Source organism: Rathayibacter sp. AY1G1 (assembly GCF_002932095.1).
Lineage (GTDB): Bacteria > Actinomycetota > Actinomycetes > Actinomycetales > Microbacteriaceae > Rathayibacter.
The window spans coordinates 36,151-55,404 of the sequence record NZ_PSUZ01000001.1 but is presented as its reverse complement, the minus strand read 5'-3'; the positions used below and the strand labels follow the sequence as shown (position 1 = coordinate 55,404).

The following is a 19,254-nucleotide window of genomic DNA, read 5'->3' as shown; positions in this document are numbered from 1 at the left end:
TCCGACGTCCGCGGCTCCGCCTGCCGCGACGGAGAGAGGTACCGCCCTGTGCACGAGGTCATCGACCAGCGGGATTCCGCGCTCCTCCCGTCTCCCGGTCCCTGCCGCCGATCCCCCCTGACGGGGGGAGTCCGCCCGTGCTGACCATCGGGATCGTCGCCCTCGACGCCTGGCACGCGGCTCCGCTCGAGCGCGCCTGGCGCCGTCAGGGGCACCGCGTGGTCGTGGTGACCGGTGACCCGGAGGGGTTCAGCGGGGCGGAGCTCCGCCCCAGCGTGCTCGCCCGCTTCCTCGAGCCCGCCCGCCGGAGGGGCGCCGGGTCCGTCGGGCTCGCCGTCGTCACGCGCCGGGCCCGCCGACTGCTCGCTCCGGAGCGGCCCGACCTCGTGGTGGCTCTCCCGGGGACGGCCGTGGAGCTCGCCGGGCTCGCTCCGATGACCGTCCTCCTGGCCGACGACCTCCCGGCACTCCCGCGCCTCCGGTTCGAAGAGGAGCGCCGCGGTGCTGTCGTCGTCACCCCGACGGAGCGGCTCGCGTCAGCCCTCGCGGGAACGGTCGTGCCCCTGGGCCTGCCGGACGCGTCGTTCCCGACGCCGTCCGCCCCCGACGGGCCCCTCCGCTTCGCCGCCGTGGGAGCCTCCTGTCTCGACCGGGGCGCCGAGCGGCTCGATCTCCTCGCCCGCCTGGACGGCACCGAGTACGTCACCGTGATCGACGACGGCGGCGGCATCGCCGACGACCTCGCGTCGGGGCTGCGCTCCGTCGGCGAGCAGGACCGCGACGGCGTCGTCGAGGTGCTCCGCCACTCCCACGTGTACGCCCACCTGACGCCGTCGACGACCGGCGCGGCCGCCGGACTCGACGCGCTGGCGAGCGGGCTGCCGGTCCTCGCGATCGAGTCGAGCGTCCTGGCCGATCTCTGCGCGGCGGGGGCGGGCGTGGTCCTCTCCGACGACGCGACGCGCGAGGACTACGAGGACGCCCTCCATCGGCTCCGGCGCGAGTGGACGGCTCTCTCCCGGGGGGCCGCCGAGCTCGCGCGGGAGCGCCCGTGGTCCGTCGCGGCCGAGGAGATCCTCGCCCTCGCGGAGGGACGCGTCCGTGTCGCCTGAACCGGTTCCTGCTGTCGGCGCCTCCGCCGACGCGATGCTGCCGAACGCCGTCGCCCTGCGCCTGGCCGCCGTGCTGGTGCAGTACACCCTGCGGACGCACGGCGTCCGCAGCCTCGTGGTGAAGGGCGAGGGTCTGCACCGCCAGGGGATCCGCGCGCCGATGACGTCGGCCGACGTCGACCTCTGGGTCGACCCCGAGCGCTTCGACGAGGCTCTCGGGCTGCTCGCCTCGATGGGCTGGCGCCGCCGCGCCGAGGCTCTCAGCTGGACGCTCTTCGTCGACCACTCGATCACGCTCGTCCACCCCTCGTGGCCGTGCGACGTCGACGTCCACCGCTCCTTCCCGGGTGCCTTCGAGGAGGAGCGGATCGTCTTCGACCGCCTCTGGGCGGCCGCCGAGGATCTGCCGCTGAGCGACGAGACCCTGCGGATCCCCGGGCGCGCGCACCACCTCGTGCTGCACGCCCTGCACCAGCTGCGCAGCGCGCGCTCCGCCTCGGCGACCACGGCGCTGGCGGTTCTGAAGGCGCACGCCGCCGGCTTTCCGAGCGAGGAGCGTGAGGCGATCCGCGACGCGGCCGTCGAGCTCGGCGCGCAGACGCCGATGACGGAGCTCCTCACCTCCTGGGGAGTCCCCGCCGCGCCCGAGGAGCGCTACCGGCAGGCCCAGATTCTCTGGGACGTGCGCCGCAGCTCCGACCGGCACACCTTCAACTGGCTGCATGCCGTGGCGTCCGCTCCCTGGCGCCTGAAGGGAGGCCTGCTGCTGAGAGCCGCCTTCCCCACCCGCGCGGATCTCGAGGCGAGCCATCCCGAGGCGACGACGGTCCGACGTCGGCTCCGGCTCCGGGGGGAGCGGACCCTGCGGGCGCTCCGAGGCCTCCCCTCCGCCCTCACCGGTTTCGCCCGGGTGGCGCTGAGCGGCCGCAGCGAGGAGCAGGGCTCGGCGTCCTCGTTCGAGGCGATCGCGGCGACCACGGCGCCGGTGAGCGACCTCCCGGCCTCGTCCGATCCCGCGGCGAGCGCCGTGCATCCGGTGGAGGCCTCCGCCGAGGCGCAGGGTGGCAGCGCGCCGCCGGCCCAGCGCTTCGCCGTCGAGCGCACGGACCGTCAGGTCTACGTGCTCGACCTGTCCCGCCCGTCGGTGCCCCCGATCGTGCTCTCGCTGAGCGCCGCCTCGGTCTTCGAGGCCGTGATCCGGCAGCGCCGGCCCCGGGACGAGGTCGTCGACCTCCTCGCCGATCACTACGACGTCGACCCCGGGACGATGGGCCGCGACGTCGACGCCGTCCTGGCCGAACTCGACGTCCGCTTCCCGGGCGCGGTTCCCGACGGGGCGCTCTCATGAGGGCCGCCCGTTCCCGATCCCTGCGGATCCTGCACGTCCTCGACTCCTTCGAGGACGGCGGAGCGCAGCGTGTGGCCCTCTCCCTGGGCGCGTGGAGCCGCGAGCACGGCTGCGAGACCGCCTACTGGGGGCGTCCCGGGCCGCTCAGCGACCGCGCCGCGCAGGAGTCGCCCGTCTTCGTGGTGCCGAGACCCGGACAGGGCTTCGCGGCCGATCTCCGCGGCCTCGCTCTCGCCGTCCGCCGGTTCCGCCCGCACGTCCTGCACGCCCACCAGCGCCGCGAGGCTCTGCTGGCCCTCCTCGTCGGCGCCGCGCTCGGTGTCCCCGTGGTCGAGCACGCGCACACCGAGCTGCCCGGGATCGACAGGCGAGCGCTCTCCTTCCGCTCCCGGCGGGTGTTCGCCGTCTCCGCCTCCGTGGGGCGGATGGTCGTCGAGGGCTACGGCCGCCCGCAGGATCGCGTCGTGGTCACCGGCAACGCCCCGGCGAACGTCACCGCGGAGCCCGCGAGCGCGCCGGAACTCGCCGAGCCGGTCGTCCGCGTCCTCGGCATCGGGCGGCTCGCGGAGCAGAAGGACCCGATCCGCTTCCTCGCGGCCGTCGAGGCCCTCGCCCGGGTCCGGCCCGTCACCGGCACCTGGCTCGGCGACGGTCCGATGCTGCCGGTGCTGCGCGAGCGCGCCCGGGGAGCCGGAGTGGTCGACTTCGCCGGTCCGTCGGCGGACGTGACCGGAGCGCTGGACGCGGCGCATCTCCTCCTGTCGACCTCGCGGTGGGAGGGGACTCCGCTCGTGATGCTGGAGGCGATGGCCCGCCGTCGCCCGGTCGTGGCGACCGACGTCGGCGGTGTGGGTGAGCTGCTCGCCGACGGTCGGGGCCTCCTGCTCCCCGCCGACGCCGACGGGGAGCGGATCGCCGAGCTCCTCGCCGCCGCTCTGGAGCGACCCGAGGGGCTCCTGATGCGTGCCGACCGCGCGAAGGCGTGGGTGGACGAGGCCGCCTCGCCCGACGCCGTCTTCGGACCCGTCGTCGCCGCCTACCGCGAGCTCGGGGGCCGACGGTGAGCGGGGGCGTGCACTCGGTGACCGTCGTGGCTCCCTGCTACAACGCGATCGCCCGGCTCGACGGCTTCCTCGCGCGGCTCGCACTCACTCTCGGACCGGGGACGCGGGTCGTCCTCGTCGACGACGCGTCCTCGGACGGCTCGGCGGAGGTGCTCGAGAAGTGGGCCGAGGGACGCGAGGACGCCCGGGTCCTGCTCCTCGAGCAGAACGGCGGCGTCGCTGCCGCCCGGAACCGCGCCCTCGACGGCATCGACTCCGAGTTCGTCTGGTTCGTGGACGTCGACGACGAGTGGGACACGGAGATCCTCCGGACCCTCACCGCCGAGGCCGAGCGGACGGCGGCCGACGTCGTCGTCTGCCGGGCGCTCTACCGCACCCGGCAGTCGACCTCCGGACGTGTGATCGACGGCCTCGACCGGCGCGAACTGGTCTCGTCCGAACTCGCTCTCGAGCGGATGGCGTCCGGACGCCTGCACGGCTTCCTCTGGAACAAGCTCTTCCGCCGCGCCGTCCTGCAGGAGGAGCTCTTCCCGCGCTTGAGCTCCCAGTCGGACTTCGTCGGCGTGCTGCGGGCGGTCCAGGCGTCGGAACGGGTGCTCTTCGTGCCGGAGGTCCTCTACTCCTACGTCCACACGGCGTCCTCGATCACCCGTCGGCGCGACCCGGACCTCCGGAACCTCCTGGTCTGCGCCGAGGAGATGCGCGCGGCGCTCGCCCGTACGTTCGAGGAGGTGCCGCGCCCGCTGTCGGACTGGTTCACGACCTGGTTCTACGCCGTCCCCGTCGCGCTCACCCCGATCCGCCAGAACTCCGACGCGGCGCTCGTCGAGACCGGCGTCCGGCTCGGGTCCGAGGCGCTGCGCGACGTCCGCGTGCTCCGCTCCGCGCGGTCGCCGCGGCTGCTCGTCCTGGGGCTGGTGCTCAAGCACGTCCCCGCCGCCTTCACGGCGCTCAGCCGGATCCTCTACGCCGTGCACGACACCCGCCGCCGGCTCTCCGATCGGAGGAGCACCCGGTGGACGACGTGACGGTCCCCGTGCAGGCGGCCGCGACCGGCCCCTTCCGCACACCAGCTCCGTTCCCTCCCTCCCGCACCGACCCCCGAGGAGCACCGGCATGACCTCCTACATCACCGGCCGCATCGAGCGGATGCCGGCCAGTATCACCACGCTCGACGAGGCGGCGGAGGCCGTGCTCGAGCTGTCCCGGAGCGGCCGCGACGAGCTGGTCGTCACGCCGAACACCGACCACTTCGTGCGCTGGAAGCACTCCGGCGAGTTCCGGCGGTACTACGGCCGGGCGTCCCTCGTGGTGCTCGACGGGGCGCCTCTGGTCTGGCTGGCCCGCTCGTACGGTCACCGCACGGCGAGCCGCGTGACAGGCATCGACCTCTTCACCGAGGTCTGCCGTCGCGCGGCGCTCGAGGGCGCGCCGATCGCTCTCATCGGCGGACGCCCCGGAGTCGGCGATCGCGCAGCCGCCGAGCTGCAGCAGCGCTTCGCCGGGCTCCAGATTCCGGTCGTCGTCTCGCCGGAGCCGGCCGAGCTCGCGGACGACGCCTACCTCGCCCGCCTCTCCTCGACCCTGCGCACGGCCGACGTCCGCATCGTCGCGCTCTGCCTCGGCTCCCCCAAGCAGGAGGAGGTTCGCGAGCGCCTGCTCGCCGTCGGCGGCATGGGAGCGGTGTGCCTCGGCGTCGGCGCCGCCGTGGACTTCCTCGCCGGCGAGATCCCGCGGGCGCCGCTCGTGGTGCAGCGCCTCGGCCTCGAGTGGGCGCACCGGCTCAGCCGGGAGCCCGGCAGGCTCTGGCGGCGCTATCTGGGCGACGCCGTGCGGGTGCTGCCGAGCGTGGTCGCGGCCCTCCGCTACCGGGTGCGCCGTGCCGTCCGCTGAGCACGCGGGCGGCGTCGCCGGCGAGAGGCCGCTGGTCCTGGTCTGGAAGCGCGCGTGGCTGCAGGACTCCGAGACGTTCGTCCGCAATCAGATGCACGGACTCGAGCGCTGGCGCGCCCTCGGAGTGGGCCTCGAGCGCACCGGCTCGGGCGTCCTCCACGACCGCACGGACATCGTCCTGCACGATCCGATCACCCCTCGCGGGCGGCGGTCCCTCCTCCTGCGGTGGCTCGGAGTGTCACGACGGCTCGACGCGATCGTCGATGAGCACCGGCCCGCCCTCATCCATGCGCACTTCCTCATCGACGCCGTCTCCATCGCCCGGTACGCACGGAGGAGGCGCCTCCCGCTCGTCGTGACGGGGCACGGCTACGACGTGACCAGCTGGCCGCTCGCGACCGGAGCTCCGCGCCTGCTCCGACCCCTCGCCCGAGCTCACCGCGCCCTCGAGGCCCGCACCGTCTTCCGTACCGCGCACGCGGTGATCGGCGTGTCCCGCTTCATCACCGACGGGCTCCTGCGCCTGGGGGCGGACCCGCGGCGCACCGGAGTGGGCTACATCGGCGTCCCGACCTCCCGCCCCGAGGCCGCACCGGCTGCGGAGCGCGCGGGAATCGTCTTCGTCGGACGCCTCACCGACAAGAAGGGCGTCCCGGATCTGCTCGAGGCGGTCGCCGCCCTCCCCGGACCGATCCGCGACGTCCCCCTGACCGTCGTCGGCGACGGCCACCTGCGGGGGGCGCTCGTCGAGCAGGCGGCGCGGCTGGGCCTGCAGGTGACCTTCACCGGCTCCCTGCCCCCCGCCGAGGTCGCCCGCATCCTCGCCGGCGCCGCGGTCTTCTGCGCACCGTCGCGGACCGCGGCGACAGGCGACTCCGAGGGCTTCGGCATGGTCTTCCTCGAGGCCGCGCTCGCAGGCGTCCCTGTCGTCTCGTACCGCCACGGCGGCGTCCCGGAGGCGGTCCAGGACGGCGTCACCGGGCTGCTCGTCCCGGAGGGGGACGTGCCCAGCCTGACCGGGGCGCTCGCCGCCCTGCTCCGGGACCCGGACCGCGCGGAGCGGATGGGCGCGGAGGGGCGGGAGCGCGTGCTCGCCTCGTTCGACCTCGCCGAGCGGATCCGCGACCTCGAGGACCTCTACGACCGGGCGGCCGGCCGATCGATGCCGACGACGACGGACGGAGATCGCGGATGAGCCGCGCCGAGCACCGCGCCGACGATCCGCGACCGGACCTCCGTCCGGCCTCCGCCGGGCGGGAGAGGTGAGCCTGCGCCGGAGCACCGTCGACGCGACCGCCTGGACGGCGGTCTCGTTCGCCGTCGCGCTCGTCGTGCAGCTCGGGCAGTTCGCGCTCCTGGCGAGACTGCTGGACCCCTCCGAGATGGGGATCATCGCGATCGTCGCCCTGCTCAACGCGTTCGTCGACATCTTCCTCGGAATGGGGGTCGCCCAGGCGATCATCCAGCGCCGGCGGGCGACCAGCTTCGAGCTCTCGTCGGTCTTCTGGCTCAACCTCTCCGTCGGGCTCCTGGTCACCGTCGCCGTCCTCCTGGGCGCCGCACCGATCGCCTCCCTGCTCGGGTCCGCCGCCGCGGCGCCGGTCCTCACCGTCGCCTCGCTCGTGTTCGTGGGCAGCGCAGCCGGGCAGGTGCCGAGAGCGGTGCTCGAGAAGGGGATCCGGTTCCGAGCGGTCGCCGTGTCCGAGACGATCGCTCTCGTCGGCGGCTTCGCCGTGACGGTCTGCCTCGCGGTCTCTGGAGCAGGGGCGCTTTCCTACGCGTGGGGGCTCGTCGCGACCGCGGCTCTGCGCTCCGTGCTCGCCCTCGTGCAGGCCCGCCGCTGGTTCCGGCTGCGGTTCCGGTTCCGGATCCGCGAGACCGCCCGCTTCCTCTCCTTCGGCGTCTTCCAGACCCTCGACGGCATCGTCAACTACCTGGGCTCGAACGCCGGCTCGCTCGCGATCGGCCGCCTGCTCGGACCGGCCCAGCTGGGCGGGTACACCCTGGGATACAACCTCGCCGTGAACCTCCCCGCGAGGGTCAACCCGATCGTGACGCGGGTGATGTTCCCGGTGTTCTCCTCGATCCAGCACGACCGTGAGCGCGTCGCGCGGAACCACCTCCGCGTCACCGCGGCGCTCAGCATGGCGAGCATCCCGCCGCTGATGCTGGTGGCGCTGCGCTCCGAGGAGATCGTGCGGCTGTTCTACGGACCCGGCTGGGGCTGGATCGCGGGCATGACGAGCGCACTGACGGTGGTGGGCGCGGTGCGGGCGATCGGCAATCCGGTCGGCTTCATCCTGATGGCGATGGACCGGGTGCGGTTCGGGCTGGTCGTGAACATCGTGAAGACCGCGATCACGGTCCCGATGATCGTCGGCGGGGGAGTGCTGTTCGGACTCGACGGCTTGATCGGCGGGCTGCTGCTCTCGAGCGCTCTCGGCTTCGCCGTCACCTGCGCCGTGCTGCGGGTGGTGCTCGGAGTGCGCCTCGGCGCGTTCCTGCGCGCGTGCGCCGCGGGGCCGCTGCTCGCCGCACCGATGGCGATCGTGCTGCTCCTGCTCCGCCTGCTCCCCGAGGGCGCGCCCCTGCGGCTGCTCCCGGTGGAGCTGGCGCTCGCGGGCCTCGTGCTGGGAGCGTCCGCCCTCCTGGCGCCGGGGCGCGACATCGCCGAGGCGCGATCGCTCGTCCTGTCGCGACTGCCCGCCCGGCTCCGGCTCGGCTCCGCCGCCCCGGTCGAGGTCGCCGTGGTGCTGGCCGCCGAGGAGCGCTTCGACGGCAGCGGGGGAGCCGTGGCGACCTGGGTCCGCGAGACGGTGTCCCGGTCCTCGCTCCGGATCGCCGTGCACGCGCCGTGGTCGTCGGCGTCACCGGGCGTGGACGTCAGGCCCCATCGTCTGTACCGGCGGATCTACGCGGTTCAGCGGCGCGCGGCACTCCTCCTGGCGCATCGGCGCGACAGCGACCCGGGCGCCGAGCTGCGCCGGCTGTCCTTCGGCGGGCGCTTCTGGCTGCTGGTGCTCGCTCCGTCGCTGCGCCGTGTCCCGACGGTCTGGATCCACAACCGCCCCCGCTACGCCGTGCGCCTGCGCCGCCTGGGCTACCGGGGGCGGATCGTCGCACACCTGCACAACGACCTGCTCGATCACCTGCCACCCGATCCCGCCGCCGCCCGGCGCTACCTCGACGCGGTCGACGAGTGGATCTTCTGCAGCGAGTTCCTGCGCGCCCGGGCGGTCGACCGGTACGGCCTGATCGCCACAGCCGTCCTGTACAACGGGGTCGTCCCTCCGCCCGAGGTCCCGCCGGCGCCGCTCGGCGGTACTGCGGAGGCGGTCTTCGCCGGGAGGCTGGTGGCCGAGAAGGGAGCCCGCGAGGCCGTCGAGATCGTGAGGCGGATGCGGACAGAGCACGGCGCCGATCTGCGGCTGGTCATCGCCGGCGCATCGGGCCTCGGGGACGACGCGACGCCCACCCCGTACGTCCGAGCGCTCGACGAGGCGGTCGCCGCCCTGCCCGGCGTCGTGCGCCGGCTCCCGTTCCTCCGGCACGAGGACCTGCTGGAGCTGTTCGGCTCCTCGGCGCTCGTGCTCTACCCCTGCCGCTGGGACGAGCCGTTCGGGATGGTGGTGGTGGAGGCGCTCTCGCGGGGGATCCCCGTCGTGACGGTCGAGCGCGGAGGCCTCCCCGAGATCCTGCGCACCTCCGACGGAGTGGTCGACGGATCCGTCCTCGTCCCGCCGGGCACGGAGGAGGAGGTCGCGGACGCCGTCCTCGCGGAGCTCCCCGCCCTCATCGCCTCGCTGCGCGATCCCCGGCGACGCGCGGAGGTCGCTGCGGCGTCGCGGCGCCGAGCGGCGGACTTCGGCTGGCCGGGCATCGCCCGCCGCGCGGACGAGCTGCTGGCAGACCCCCGTGGCTGAGGCGCGGGGCCGCCGCGCGCACGCGGATCGACGTTCCGCGCCAAGCCCGTCGAGGCTCGTGCCGCGCGATTAGTGTCGGCGCGACATGCCACCTGCATCCCCTCTCCCGCCCGCGTCCGCCGACGCCACCGCCTCTCCCGTGCTGCTCGATCCGCCTCCCGCCCCGGACCGGCGCCCGCGGACGACCCGCCCGCCGCGAGAGGTCGGCCCGTCGTCCCGGAATCGGCGCGCCGCTCCTCCGCTCCGCCAGACGGAGGCCGCCACCAGCACCTCCGCGGAACGGCTCTGACATGGGCCGCCACGCCGACGACGCCCTCCTCCGCCGCCCGACCGCCTCTCGTCCCTCCGTCATCGCCGCGACCCGCGTCACCGACGCTCCGGAGACCCGCGGGCGGCCGTCGCGCGCGCCGGCGGATCCCGCTCAGCGGCGGCACGAGCGGATCGTCCTCGTCTTCCTCGCGGTGCTCCTGGCGCTGAGCGTCGTGCAGCTCTACACCCTGGGCCCCGTCACCGCTCCGGTCGCCTGGAGCCTGCTCTTCCTCCCGTACTCCGTGGCGCGGCTGCGCGGCGGGCGGATCGACCGGTTCGTGGTCGTGGTCCTCCTCGTGATCGCCGGCACCCTCTTCGCGCTCACCTACTCCGGAGCACGCGCGGCCGCGCTGCGCGACGTGGTCTCCGTCGTCTCCTTCCTCACTCCGTACCTGGCCGTCCGCGGGCTCGGCGACGGCGCCTGGCGTGTCGTCGGCCGCGCCCTCAACTGGGCGGCGCCCGTGTTCCTCCTCCAGGTGACGCTCACGATCCTCTTCCAGCTCGATCCCGTGCAGGAGACCGCCTACCTCCGGTGGCCGGAAGCGGTGCTGTTCTCCGACATCTACGTGCGGGACATCTTCACGACGTCCTTCAACAACGTCCTGCAGGAGAAGTCGGGAGGGTTCTTCCTCAACGGCAACATCGCCTCGATGTACATGGCCACGACCGGCGCGCTGGCCTTCGCCGTCTGGAGACGGCAGCGGGGGAGTCTCCTCCTGCTCGTCGCCGTCGCCGGGCTGGTCGGCGCCCTCTTCACGCTGTCCAAGACCGCGATCGTCCTCGCGATCGTCCTGCCCCTGCTGGTCGCCGCGATCCGCGGACTCAAGGGACGCAGCCTCGGTCCGGTCGCCTGGATGATCACCATCCCCTCCGGGATCACGGCCGTGTACGCCGTCGCCGTGTCCTTCCCGCAGCTGGCGGAGGCGGGCGTGCTCACGCTCGGGGCCCGCGGCGACTTCCTGCGCCTGGCTGCGAGCGCGTTCCCCGACAACTGGCTGCTGGGGCTGGGGTACGGCGGATGGCAGGAGCTGTGGCTGGCGCGCGGGTCGCAGTTCACCCAGCACAGCGAGCCGCGCCCGCCCCACAACCTCCTCGTCACCGCGTGGACCAACGGCGGGCTCCTGATCGCGCTCCCCGTCCTCGCGTTCCTCCTCCTCGCCACCGTCGCCGTCGTGCGCCTGCTCCTCCGGGTCGCCCGGAACGAGGCCGTCGCCGTCGGGGCGCTCGCCGTCGCCGTCCTCTGGACGTTCCTGCACGGGATGGCCGACAACACCACCTGGTTCGGCGATCAGCACTCGCTCGCGACGCTCGCCGTCTCCGTGGCGCTCGTGGGCGTCCTGTCGGCGGAGGCGCCCGCCACGCCGGGCCGAGTGCCTCACGGAAGCGCTCCGGCGGCCTCGGCCGGCGCGGGTCGGGCGCCGCTGCGACGGCCGCCGAGCCCCGGCCTCGGGCGGCGCTGACGCGACCGCCGCGCCGCAGCCGGTCCGGACACGGACCGCGCCGGTATCATCGACCCGTTATGGCACGCATCTACGACTGCTCCGTCGACACGGACCTCCTGACCGGCACCCGTCTCGCGCGGACGGCCATCGGCCGCGGCGAGCTCGTGGTGATCCCCACCGACACCGTCTACGGCGTCGCGGCCAACGCGTTCGACGCCGCCGCGGTCCAGCGCCTGCTCGACGCGAAGGGACGGACGAGGCAGTCGCCGCCGCCCGTCCTGATCGGGGACGTGGCCGCCCTCGACGCCCTCGCCGAGAATGTGCCGGAGGCGGTGCGCGACCTCGCGCGCGAGTTCTGGCCCGGCGGGCTCACCATCGTCCTGCACGCCCAGCCCTCACTGGTCTGGGACCTGGGCGAGACGCGCGGGACCGTGGCGCTGCGCATGCCGGACAACCCGGTGACGATCGAGCTCCTCGCCGAGACCGGCCCGCTGGCGGTCTCCTCCGCCAATCGCACGGGGCAGCCCTCGGCCACGACCGCACAGGAGGCGTTCGACCAGCTCGGCGACTCCGTCGACGTCTATCTCGACGCCGGCGCCGCCGGATCGCGCTACAGCGACCGCCCCGCGGGCGCCAGCGAGTCCTCGACGATCGTCGACGCGACAGCGCTGAGCTTCGAGGGCGGCACCCTGCGCATCCTGCGCCAGGGCGTCGTGTCGGCCGAGCGGATCCGCGAGGTCGTCGGAGACCTGCTGCCGGATCCGGACGCGCCTCGTGCCGAGACGTCGGAGCCCGACCCCTCCACGGCCGGCGCGGCGCAGGCCGGGGACCAGCAGGAGCCCGCCGAGACCGCGACCGGCAGCGACCCGTACGCCTTCGAGCGGACCCCGACCGCGCGCCCCGACTGGGCCTCCGGCGCCCGCCTGCAGGACGACTCCGCGCCCGGCGACTCCGCGCCCGTCGATTCCGCCGATGCGCCGGACACGGGCTCGTCGAGCACGAACGCGCCGACGCCCAACACCGGCACCGGCGCCGCCCGCACCGACTCCGCTCCGGGTGAGTAACCGGTGATCACCTTCGCCCTCGTCTCGCTCGCGGTCGCGCTCGTGACCGGAGCGCTGTCGTGGGTCATCTGGAAGCTGAGCCTGAAGTACCGGCTCTACCCGAAGATCCGCGTCAGGGACATGCACACGCGGCCGACCCCCCGCCTGGGCGGCATCGCGATGTTCCTCGGGATCCTCGTCGGCTTCGGCATCGCCTCCCAGCTGCCCTACTTCCGGCTGGTGTTCGCCAATCCCGAGCCGATCCTCGCGATCCTCGGCGCGAGCCTGCTCATCGTCCTCATCGGCGTCGCCGACGACATCTGGGACCTGGACTGGACCACGAAGCTGGCCGGTCAGCTGATCGCCGCCGGCCTGATCGCCTGGAAGGGCGTGCAGATCGTCTCCCTGCCGATCGGCGGCCTGACCGTCGGCTCGCCGTGGATGTCGCTGATCATCACCGTGCTCGCGATCGTCCTGGTCACCAACGCTCTCAACTTCATCGACGGCCTCGACGGCCTCGTGGCGGGCGTCGCCCTGATCGCCAACGGTGTCTTCTTCCTCTACAGCTACCTGCTGGTGCAGCAGACCTCGCCCACCGACTACTTCAACCTGGCCTCGCTCATCGCGGTCCTGCTCGTCGGCGCCTGCGCCGGATTCCTCCCCATCAACTGGCGTCCGGCGCGGATGTTCATGGGCGACAGCGGCGCACTGCTGATCGGGATGCTGATGGCCACCTCCGCGATCGCGGTCACCGGCCAGATCGACCCGGCCCAGCTCGCGGCGAAGGAGCTCCTGCCCGCGTTCATCCCGATCATCCTGCCGTTCGCGATACTCGTGGTGCCGCTGATGGACTTCGGCCTCGCTGTGATCAGGCGCCTGCGCGCGGGAAAGTCGCCGTTCAGCGCCGACCGGAAGCACCTGCACCACCGCCTGCTCGACATGGGGCACTCCCACCTGCACGCCGTGCTGATCTTCTACGCGTGGACCGCCGTCGTCGCCGTCAGCTGCCTGCTGATGTTCGTGGTCGACGTGCTGTGGGTCCCGCTCGTCTTCCTCGGAGTCGGTCTGCTGGTCTGCACCGTCGTCACGCTCGCCCCGCTCAGCCGCCGCAAGCGGCTCGAGGCGGCGGCGCAGTCCGCGGAGGCCTCACCCGTCCTCGACCCCCTCGACCGCGCGTCCTCGACGGAGCTGCTCCGTCCGCCGGCCGGACTCCCGATCGACCGGGACACGACAGCGCCGACCACGGCGCGGAAGGAAGCATCATGACCGGAGCCTCCCCGGCCACCCCCCGTCCGCAGCCCGCGTCCGTCCCCGTCCTGCGCCGCGCGCTGGTCGTGGGCGGCCTCTTCGTGCTCGCCCTGGCCGTTCTCGGCACCGTCGTCGGCGGGATCGCCGCCGGGGGAGAGGGCGCGATCGGAGCCCTCCTCGGCGCGATCGTCGGCGGCGTGATGGTGCTCCTCACCGCCGCGAGCATCCTCGTCGCCAACCGCCTCGACATCGGCGGGTTCTTCGCCGTCGTCCTCGGCACGTGGCTCGCCAAGTTCGTGCTGTTCGTGATCGCCGCCCTGGTCCTGCGCGATCAGCCGTGGCTGAACAGCACCGCGATGTTCGTCACGATCATCGTCGCCGTCCTGGGGTCCCTGGTGATCGACGTCCTCGTCGTCTCGCGCTCGCGCATGCCGAACGTCAGCGACATCGCTCGATGAGGACGAGCCGAACGGTTCCTGAGAGGACCACGATTCGGCTCTCAGGCCGTTCTGTTGCTACAGTAGGGACGAATCCCGCAGGCGAACGTGTCCTCAGATCGTCTCATCGTTGATGGCGGTCGTCGAGCACGATCGCCGTCCGAGCGGAAAACCCCACCTTTCGTCGTCGCGAGAGCGTTGCGTCCGAATGATTCGATTCGGTCGGCTGCAACGTGCCACGCCCCGAATTCCAGGAGCTAGCGCTGTTTGCTAACGCTGTGACCCTGTTGGTCTCGTCCTCGACCGGTGAGAGTGACTTCCACACCCCGTCGATCTCCGAGTTCTTCCCGCCCGGTTTCCTCTTCGAGGGAACCCCTTTCGAGATCAACCGCGTCATGCTGGTCCGCTTCATCGCGGTCATCGCACTGATGCTGTTCTTCTGGCTCGGGACGCGCAAGCTGCGCCTCGTCCCCGGCCGCTTCCAGAACGTCGTCGAGCTCGCGTTCGACTTCGTCCGCGTCACCATCGCCAAGGACATCCTCGGCGAGAAGGACGCGCGCCGGTTCCTCCCGATCCTCGTGACGATCTTCTTCGCGATCATCTCGATGAACCTGACCGGCATCGTCCCGTTCCTGAACATCGCGGGGACCTCCGTGGTGGGCATGCCGCTCTTCCTCGGCCTGGTCGCCTACGTGACGTTCATCTACGCGGGCATCAAGGACCGGGGGATGGGCTTCTTCAAGAACGCCCTGTTCCCGCCCGGAGCGCCGTTCCTGATCTACTTCATCCTCACGCCGATCGAGCTGCTGCAGACGTTCATCATCCGTCCGCTTTCGCTCGCACTGCGGCTCGTGATGAACATGATCGTCGGCCACCTCCTGCTGGTGCTGTGCTTCTCGGCCACGCAGTTCTTCCTCTTCAGCTCCCAGATCGACCCGGGCTTCAAGCTCTTCGGCGTCGTGACCTTCGCCTTCGGCGGTGCGTTCACGCTCTTCGAGCTCCTCGTCGCCGTGCTGCAGGCCTACATCTTCACCCTCCTCGCTGCGGTCTACATCCAGTTGGCCGTCGCCGAGGAGCACTGACCCCACTACTCACGGGCTCCCGCCCGTTCTCACGATCACCCCACTGAAAGGACCCACTCGTGGACTCAGTCACCGTTCTCGCCGAACTCACCGGCAACATCGCGACGGTCGGTTACGGCCTCGCAGCGATCGGCCCCGGCATCGGTGTCGGCATCGTCGCGGGCAAGACCGTCGAGGCCATGGCGCGCCAGCCCGAGATGGCCGGCCGCCTCCAGACCACGATGTTCCTCGGCATCGCGTTCACCGAGGTGCTCGCGCTCATCGGCCTCGCCACCTACTTCATCTTCGCGGCGTAGTCGTGTTCAGCACCGCTGTGAACATCGCTGCGGAAGAAGGTGACGTCCCCGCGGTCATTCTGATCCCGGAGTTCTACGACTTCTTCTGGTCGGGGGTGATCTTCCTCATCCTGCTGTTCTTCTTCTGGAGGCTGGTCCTGCCGCGCCTGCAGAAGATGCTCGACGCGCGCTCCGCCGCGATCGAGGGGAACATCGCGAAGGCCGACGAGGCCCAGCGACAGGCCGAGGCCGCCCTCGAGAAGTACACCGCTCAGCTGGCCGAGGCCCGCGCCGAGGCCGGAGTGATCCGTGAGAAGGCGAACGCCGACGGCAACGCGATCGTGGCGGCGAAGAAGGAGCAGGCGCAGGTCGAGGCCGAGCGCATCCTCCACAACGCGCACGCCCAGATCGAGGCGGACCGTCAGGCCGCCGTGGTCTCGCTCCGCTCCGAAGTCGGAACCCTCGCCATCGACCTCGCCTCCGGCGTGATCGGCGAGAGCCTCAACGACGAAGCGAAGGCGTCCGCGATCGTGGACCGCTTCCTCGCCGACCTCGAGGCCTCGGAGAAGGCGAACAACTGATGGGTAGCGCGTCCAGGCAGGCACTCGCATCGGCGAAGGCGGAGCTCTCCGCCCTCGCCGGTCAGGCGTCCCTCGACACGGCCCAGCAGCTCTTCGAGGCCGCACGGGTCATCGACGGCCAGGCGCAGCTGCGCGCGGCCCTCGCCGACCCGAGCGCCGACTCGAGCAGCAAGCAGGCTCTCGTCGCCCGCGTGTTCGGTCCCTTTGGCGAGCCGGCCAAGCGCCTGCTCACTGTGATCGTCGGCCACCGCTGGTCGAGCCCGAGCGACATGGTCGCCGGGGTCGAGGAGGTCGGGGTCCGCGCGATCGCGTCCTCCGCTCCGGAGGGCGTCAACCTCGAGAAGGAGCTCCACTCCTTCGGCGAGGTCGTCGCCTCCGACGCCCAGCTCGAGCTCGCGCTCGGCAGCAAGCTCGCCGCCGCCGACTCGAAGGTCGCGCTCGTGCAGCGCCTCCTCGAGGGCAAGGCCGCGGCCGAGACGCTGGCGATCCTCCGGCAGCTGATCGCGCACCCGCGCGGTCGCCGCATCCCGGAGCTCGTCCGCTTCGCAGCAGGCGTGGTCGCCGACCAGGGCGGGTTCATCCTCGCCACGGTCTCGGTCGCCGCACCGATCGCCCCCGAGCAGCTCGACCGGCTCCGCTCGGCGCTCACGCGCCAGTACAGCCGACCGGTTTCCGTCAACGTCGTGGTCGATCCCTCCCTCCTGGGCGGGATGCGCCTGCACGTCGGCGACGAGGTCATCGACGGAACCGTCTCCGCACGGCTGTCCGACCTGAAGCTCCAGCTCGCGTCCTGACGGGCGCACGTATCCTCAGAGGGCACTGCCCTCGACCCCCGCACCATCCAGGTCAGGCCCCGACGACCTCTTCGGCTCGCACGGACCCAACGAATAGGAATTCCCATGGCAGATATCACCATCAGCCCGGATGAGATCCGCGACGCGCTGAAGGACTTCGTCTCGTCGTACGAGCCGGGCAAGGCCTCCACCACCGAGGTCGGCTACGTCATCGACGCCGCCGACGGCATCGCCCACGTCGAGGGCCTCCCCGGCGTCATGGCCAACGAGCTCATCCGCTTCTCCAACGGTGTCCTGGGCCTGGCCCAGAACCTCGACGAGAACGAGATCGGCGTCGTCGTCCTCGGCGAGTTCTCCGGCATCGAGGAGGGCATGGAGGTCACCCGCACCGGCGAGGTCCTCTCGGTCCCCGTCGGCGACGGCTACCTCGGCCGCGTCGTCGACCCGCTCGGCAACCCGATCGACGGACTCGGCGAGATCGCCTCCGAGGGCCGCCGCGCCCTCGAGCTCCAGGCTCCCGGCGTCATGTCACGCAAGTCGGTCCACGAGCCGCTGCAGACCGGCATCAAGGCCATCGACGCGATGATCCCGGTCGGCCGCGGCCAGCGCCAGCTCATCATCGGCGACCGCCAGACCGGCAAGACGGCCATCGCGATCGACACGATCATCAACCAGAAGGCCAACTGGGAGTCGGGCGACACGAACAAGCAGGTCCGCTGCATCTACGTCGCCATCGGCCAGAAGGGCTCGACCATCGCCTCGGTGAAGGGCGCGCTCGAGGACGCCGGAGCGATGGAGTACACGACCATCGTCGCGTCCCCCGCCTCCGACCCCGCCGGCTTCAAGTACCTCGCCCCCTACACCGGCTCGGCCATCGGCCAGCACTGGATGTACGGCGGCAAGCACGTCCTGATCATCTTCGACGACCTGTCGAAGCAGGCCGAGGCCTACCGCGCCGTGTCGCTCCTCCTGCGCCGCCCGCCGGGACGCGAGGCGTACCCGGGTGACGTCTTCTACCTGCACTCCCGTCTGCTGGAGCGCTGCGCGAAGCTGTCCGACGAGCTCGGCGCCGGCTCGATGACCGGTCTCCCGATCATCGAGACCAAGGCGAACGACGTCTCGGCCTACATCCCGACCAACGTGATCTCGATCACCGACGGCCAGATCTTCCTCCAGTCCGACCTCTTCAACGCCAACCAGCGGCCCGCGGTCGACGTGGGCATCTCGGTCTCGCGGGTCGGCGGCGACGCGCAGGTCAAGTCGATCAAGAAGGTCTCCGGCACGCTGAAGCTCGAGCTGGCGCAGTACCGCTCGCTCGAGGCCTTCGCGATGTTCGCCTCCGACCTCGACGCCGCCTCGCGCCGTCAGCTCGCCCGCGGCGCCCGCCTCACCGAGCTGCTCAAGCAGCCGCAGTACTCGCCGTACCCCGTCGAGGAGCAGGTCGTCTCGATCTGGGCCGGAACGAACGGCAAGCTCGACGAGGTCCCGGTCCCCGACGTGCTGCGCTTCGAGCGCGAGCTCCTGGACTACCTGGGCCGCAACACCCAGGTGCTGAACACCCTCCGCGACACCAACGTGCTCTCCGACGACACCGTCGCCGAGCTCAACCGTGCCGTCGACGGCTTCAAGCTGGAGTTCCAGACCGGTGAGGGCAAGCCGCTCGCCTCGGTCGGGCGCGAGGAGCACCAGGCCATCGCGGCCGACGAGGTCGGCCAGGAGAAGATCGTCAAGGGCCGTCGCTGACCAGCGGCACCCCGACGATTCGCCACTTTTAGGACAACAGGAGACACATGGGAGCGCAACTCCGGGTCTACCGGTCGAAGATCCGCTCGGCCCAGACGACCAAGAAGATCACTCGGGCCATGGAGCTGATCTCGGCCTCGCGCATCCAGAAGGCGCAGAACCGCGTCGCTGCCGCGGCGCCTTACTCGAACGCGATCACGCGCGCCGTGTCCGCTGTCGCGACCTACTCGAACGTGGAGCACCCGCTCACGACCGAGCGCGAGAAGCTGGACACGGCCGCGATCGTGATCTTCACCTCCGACCGCGGCCTCGCCGGCGCGTTCTCCTCGAGCGTGCTCAAGGAGGCCGAGGAGCTGGCCGCGCTGCTGCGCAGCGAGGGCAAGGAGGTCGTCTTCTACCTGGTCGGCCGCAAGGCGAACGCGTACTTCTCGTTCCGGAAGCGGGCCAGCGTCCGCGTCTGGACGGGCGGCACCGACCAGCCCGTGTTCGAGACGGCGAAGGAGATCGCGGACGCGGTCGTCGAGTCGTACAACCTCGATGACGAGGAGGGCGGCGTGGACGAGATCCACCTCGTCTACAACCGCTTCGTCAGCATGGTCACCCAGCAGCCGACCGTCGTCCGGCTGCTGCCGCTCGAGGTGGTCGAGGGCGCCGAGGAGCAGAACAGCGAGCTGTACCCGCTCTACGAGTTCGAGCCCGACCCCGAGACGGTCCTCGACCGCCTCCTGCCCGTGTACGTCGAGAGCCGCATCTTCAACGCGATGCTGCAGTCGGCGGCCTCGGAGCACGCGGCACGCCAGAAGGCCATGAAGTCGGCGAGCGACAACGCGGACACGCTGATCAAGACCTACACGCGTCTCGCCAACAACGCCCGCCAGACCGAGATCACGCAGCAGATCGCCGAGATCGTCGGCGGCGCCGACGCCCTGTCCTCCTCCAAGTAAGAGGGCTCCGCTCCAC

16 protein-coding genes and 1 pseudogene are annotated in these 19,254 nt (G+C 71.9%); all 17 read left to right on the top strand.

Annotation, left to right across the window (positions count from 1 at the left end; translation table 11 throughout):
- Positions 1-137: 137 nt before the first annotated feature.
- Positions 138-1,112: a hypothetical protein gene (locus tag C5C36_RS00255; RefSeq protein WP_104262488.1), complete on the top strand. Its 975-nt coding sequence runs from the start codon at positions 138-140 to the stop codon at positions 1,110-1,112.
- Positions 1,102-2,460 carry a PqqD family peptide modification chaperone gene (locus C5C36_RS00250; RefSeq protein ID WP_146085290.1) on the top strand — a complete coding sequence of 453 codons (1,359 nt, stop codon included), beginning with the start codon at positions 1,102-1,104 and terminating at the stop codon, positions 2,458-2,460. Before C5C36_RS00255 ends, C5C36_RS00250 begins: the two co-directional genes overlap by 11 nt.
- Entirely contained in the window at positions 2,457-3,524 is a 1,068-nt protein-coding gene (locus C5C36_RS00245) for a glycosyltransferase family 4 protein (protein ID WP_104262490.1), read from the top strand. The genes C5C36_RS00250 and C5C36_RS00245 overlap by 4 nt, the downstream gene beginning before the upstream one ends.
- An 8-nt stretch (positions 3,525-3,532) precedes the next feature.
- On the top strand, positions 3,533-4,552 hold the full coding sequence (locus C5C36_RS00240) for a glycosyltransferase family 2 protein (protein ID WP_181127828.1): 1,020 nt from the start codon (positions 3,533-3,535) through the stop codon (positions 4,550-4,552).
- Positions 4,553-4,640: 88 nt separating this feature from the next.
- Positions 4,641-5,417, top strand: coding sequence for a WecB/TagA/CpsF family glycosyltransferase (locus C5C36_RS00235; protein ID WP_104262492.1), 777 nt, complete (start codon positions 4,641-4,643; stop codon positions 5,415-5,417).
- Positions 5,404-6,612 (top strand): glycosyltransferase, encoded by a 1,209-nt coding sequence (locus C5C36_RS00230; RefSeq protein ID WP_104309055.1) that lies wholly within the window; start codon positions 5,404-5,406, stop codon positions 6,610-6,612. Before C5C36_RS00235 ends, C5C36_RS00230 begins: the two co-directional genes overlap by 14 nt.
- A gap of 67 nt (positions 6,613-6,679) precedes the next feature.
- Positions 6,680-9,340, top strand: coding sequence for an MOP flippase family protein (locus C5C36_RS00225; protein WP_104309054.1), 2,661 nt, complete (start codon positions 6,680-6,682; stop codon positions 9,338-9,340).
- 290 nt (positions 9,341-9,630) lie between these two features.
- Positions 9,631-11,109 carry an O-antigen ligase gene (locus tag C5C36_RS00220; protein ID WP_104272661.1) on the top strand — a complete coding sequence of 493 codons (1,479 nt, stop codon included), beginning with the start codon at positions 9,631-9,633 and terminating at the stop codon, positions 11,107-11,109.
- Between the two features lie 59 nt (positions 11,110-11,168).
- Positions 11,169-11,858: pseudogene (locus tag C5C36_RS00215) on the top strand (L-threonylcarbamoyladenylate synthase); the annotation flags it as partial.
- A 300-nt stretch (positions 11,859-12,158) separates the two neighbouring features.
- Positions 12,159-13,400, top strand: a complete 1,242-nt coding sequence (locus C5C36_RS00210; RefSeq protein WP_181065442.1) for an MraY family glycosyltransferase — start codon at positions 12,159-12,161, stop codon at positions 13,398-13,400.
- Positions 13,397-13,840 carry a hypothetical protein gene (locus C5C36_RS00205; protein ID WP_104223021.1) on the top strand — a complete coding sequence of 148 codons (444 nt, stop codon included), beginning with the start codon at positions 13,397-13,399 and terminating at the stop codon, positions 13,838-13,840. The genes C5C36_RS00210 and C5C36_RS00205 overlap by 4 nt, the downstream gene beginning before the upstream one ends.
- Before the next feature lie 257 nt (positions 13,841-14,097).
- Positions 14,098-14,901 (top strand): F0F1 ATP synthase subunit A, encoded by an 804-nt coding sequence (gene atpB / locus C5C36_RS00200; RefSeq protein ID WP_068254016.1) that lies wholly within the window; start codon positions 14,098-14,100, stop codon positions 14,899-14,901.
- A 59-nt stretch (positions 14,902-14,960) separates the two neighbouring features.
- Entirely contained in the window at positions 14,961-15,197 is a 237-nt protein-coding gene (locus C5C36_RS00195; RefSeq protein ID WP_055794702.1) for an ATP synthase F0 subunit C, read from the top strand.
- A gap of 2 nt (positions 15,198-15,199) precedes the next feature.
- On the top strand, positions 15,200-15,757 hold the full coding sequence (locus C5C36_RS00190; protein ID WP_258072151.1) for a F0F1 ATP synthase subunit B: 558 nt from the start codon (positions 15,200-15,202) through the stop codon (positions 15,755-15,757).
- Positions 15,757-16,551 (top strand): F0F1 ATP synthase subunit delta, encoded by a 795-nt coding sequence (locus C5C36_RS00185; protein WP_104232703.1) that lies wholly within the window; start codon positions 15,757-15,759, stop codon positions 16,549-16,551. The genes C5C36_RS00190 and C5C36_RS00185 overlap by 1 nt, the downstream gene beginning before the upstream one ends.
- A gap of 105 nt (positions 16,552-16,656) precedes the next feature.
- Entirely contained in the window at positions 16,657-18,294 is a 1,638-nt protein-coding gene (gene atpA / locus C5C36_RS00180) for a F0F1 ATP synthase subunit alpha (protein ID WP_104223023.1), read from the top strand.
- A 47-nt stretch (positions 18,295-18,341) separates the two neighbouring features.
- Positions 18,342-19,238 carry a F0F1 ATP synthase subunit gamma gene (locus tag C5C36_RS00175; RefSeq protein ID WP_104223024.1) on the top strand — a complete coding sequence of 299 codons (897 nt, stop codon included), beginning with the start codon at positions 18,342-18,344 and terminating at the stop codon, positions 19,236-19,238.
- Positions 19,239-19,254 lie beyond the last annotated feature (16 nt).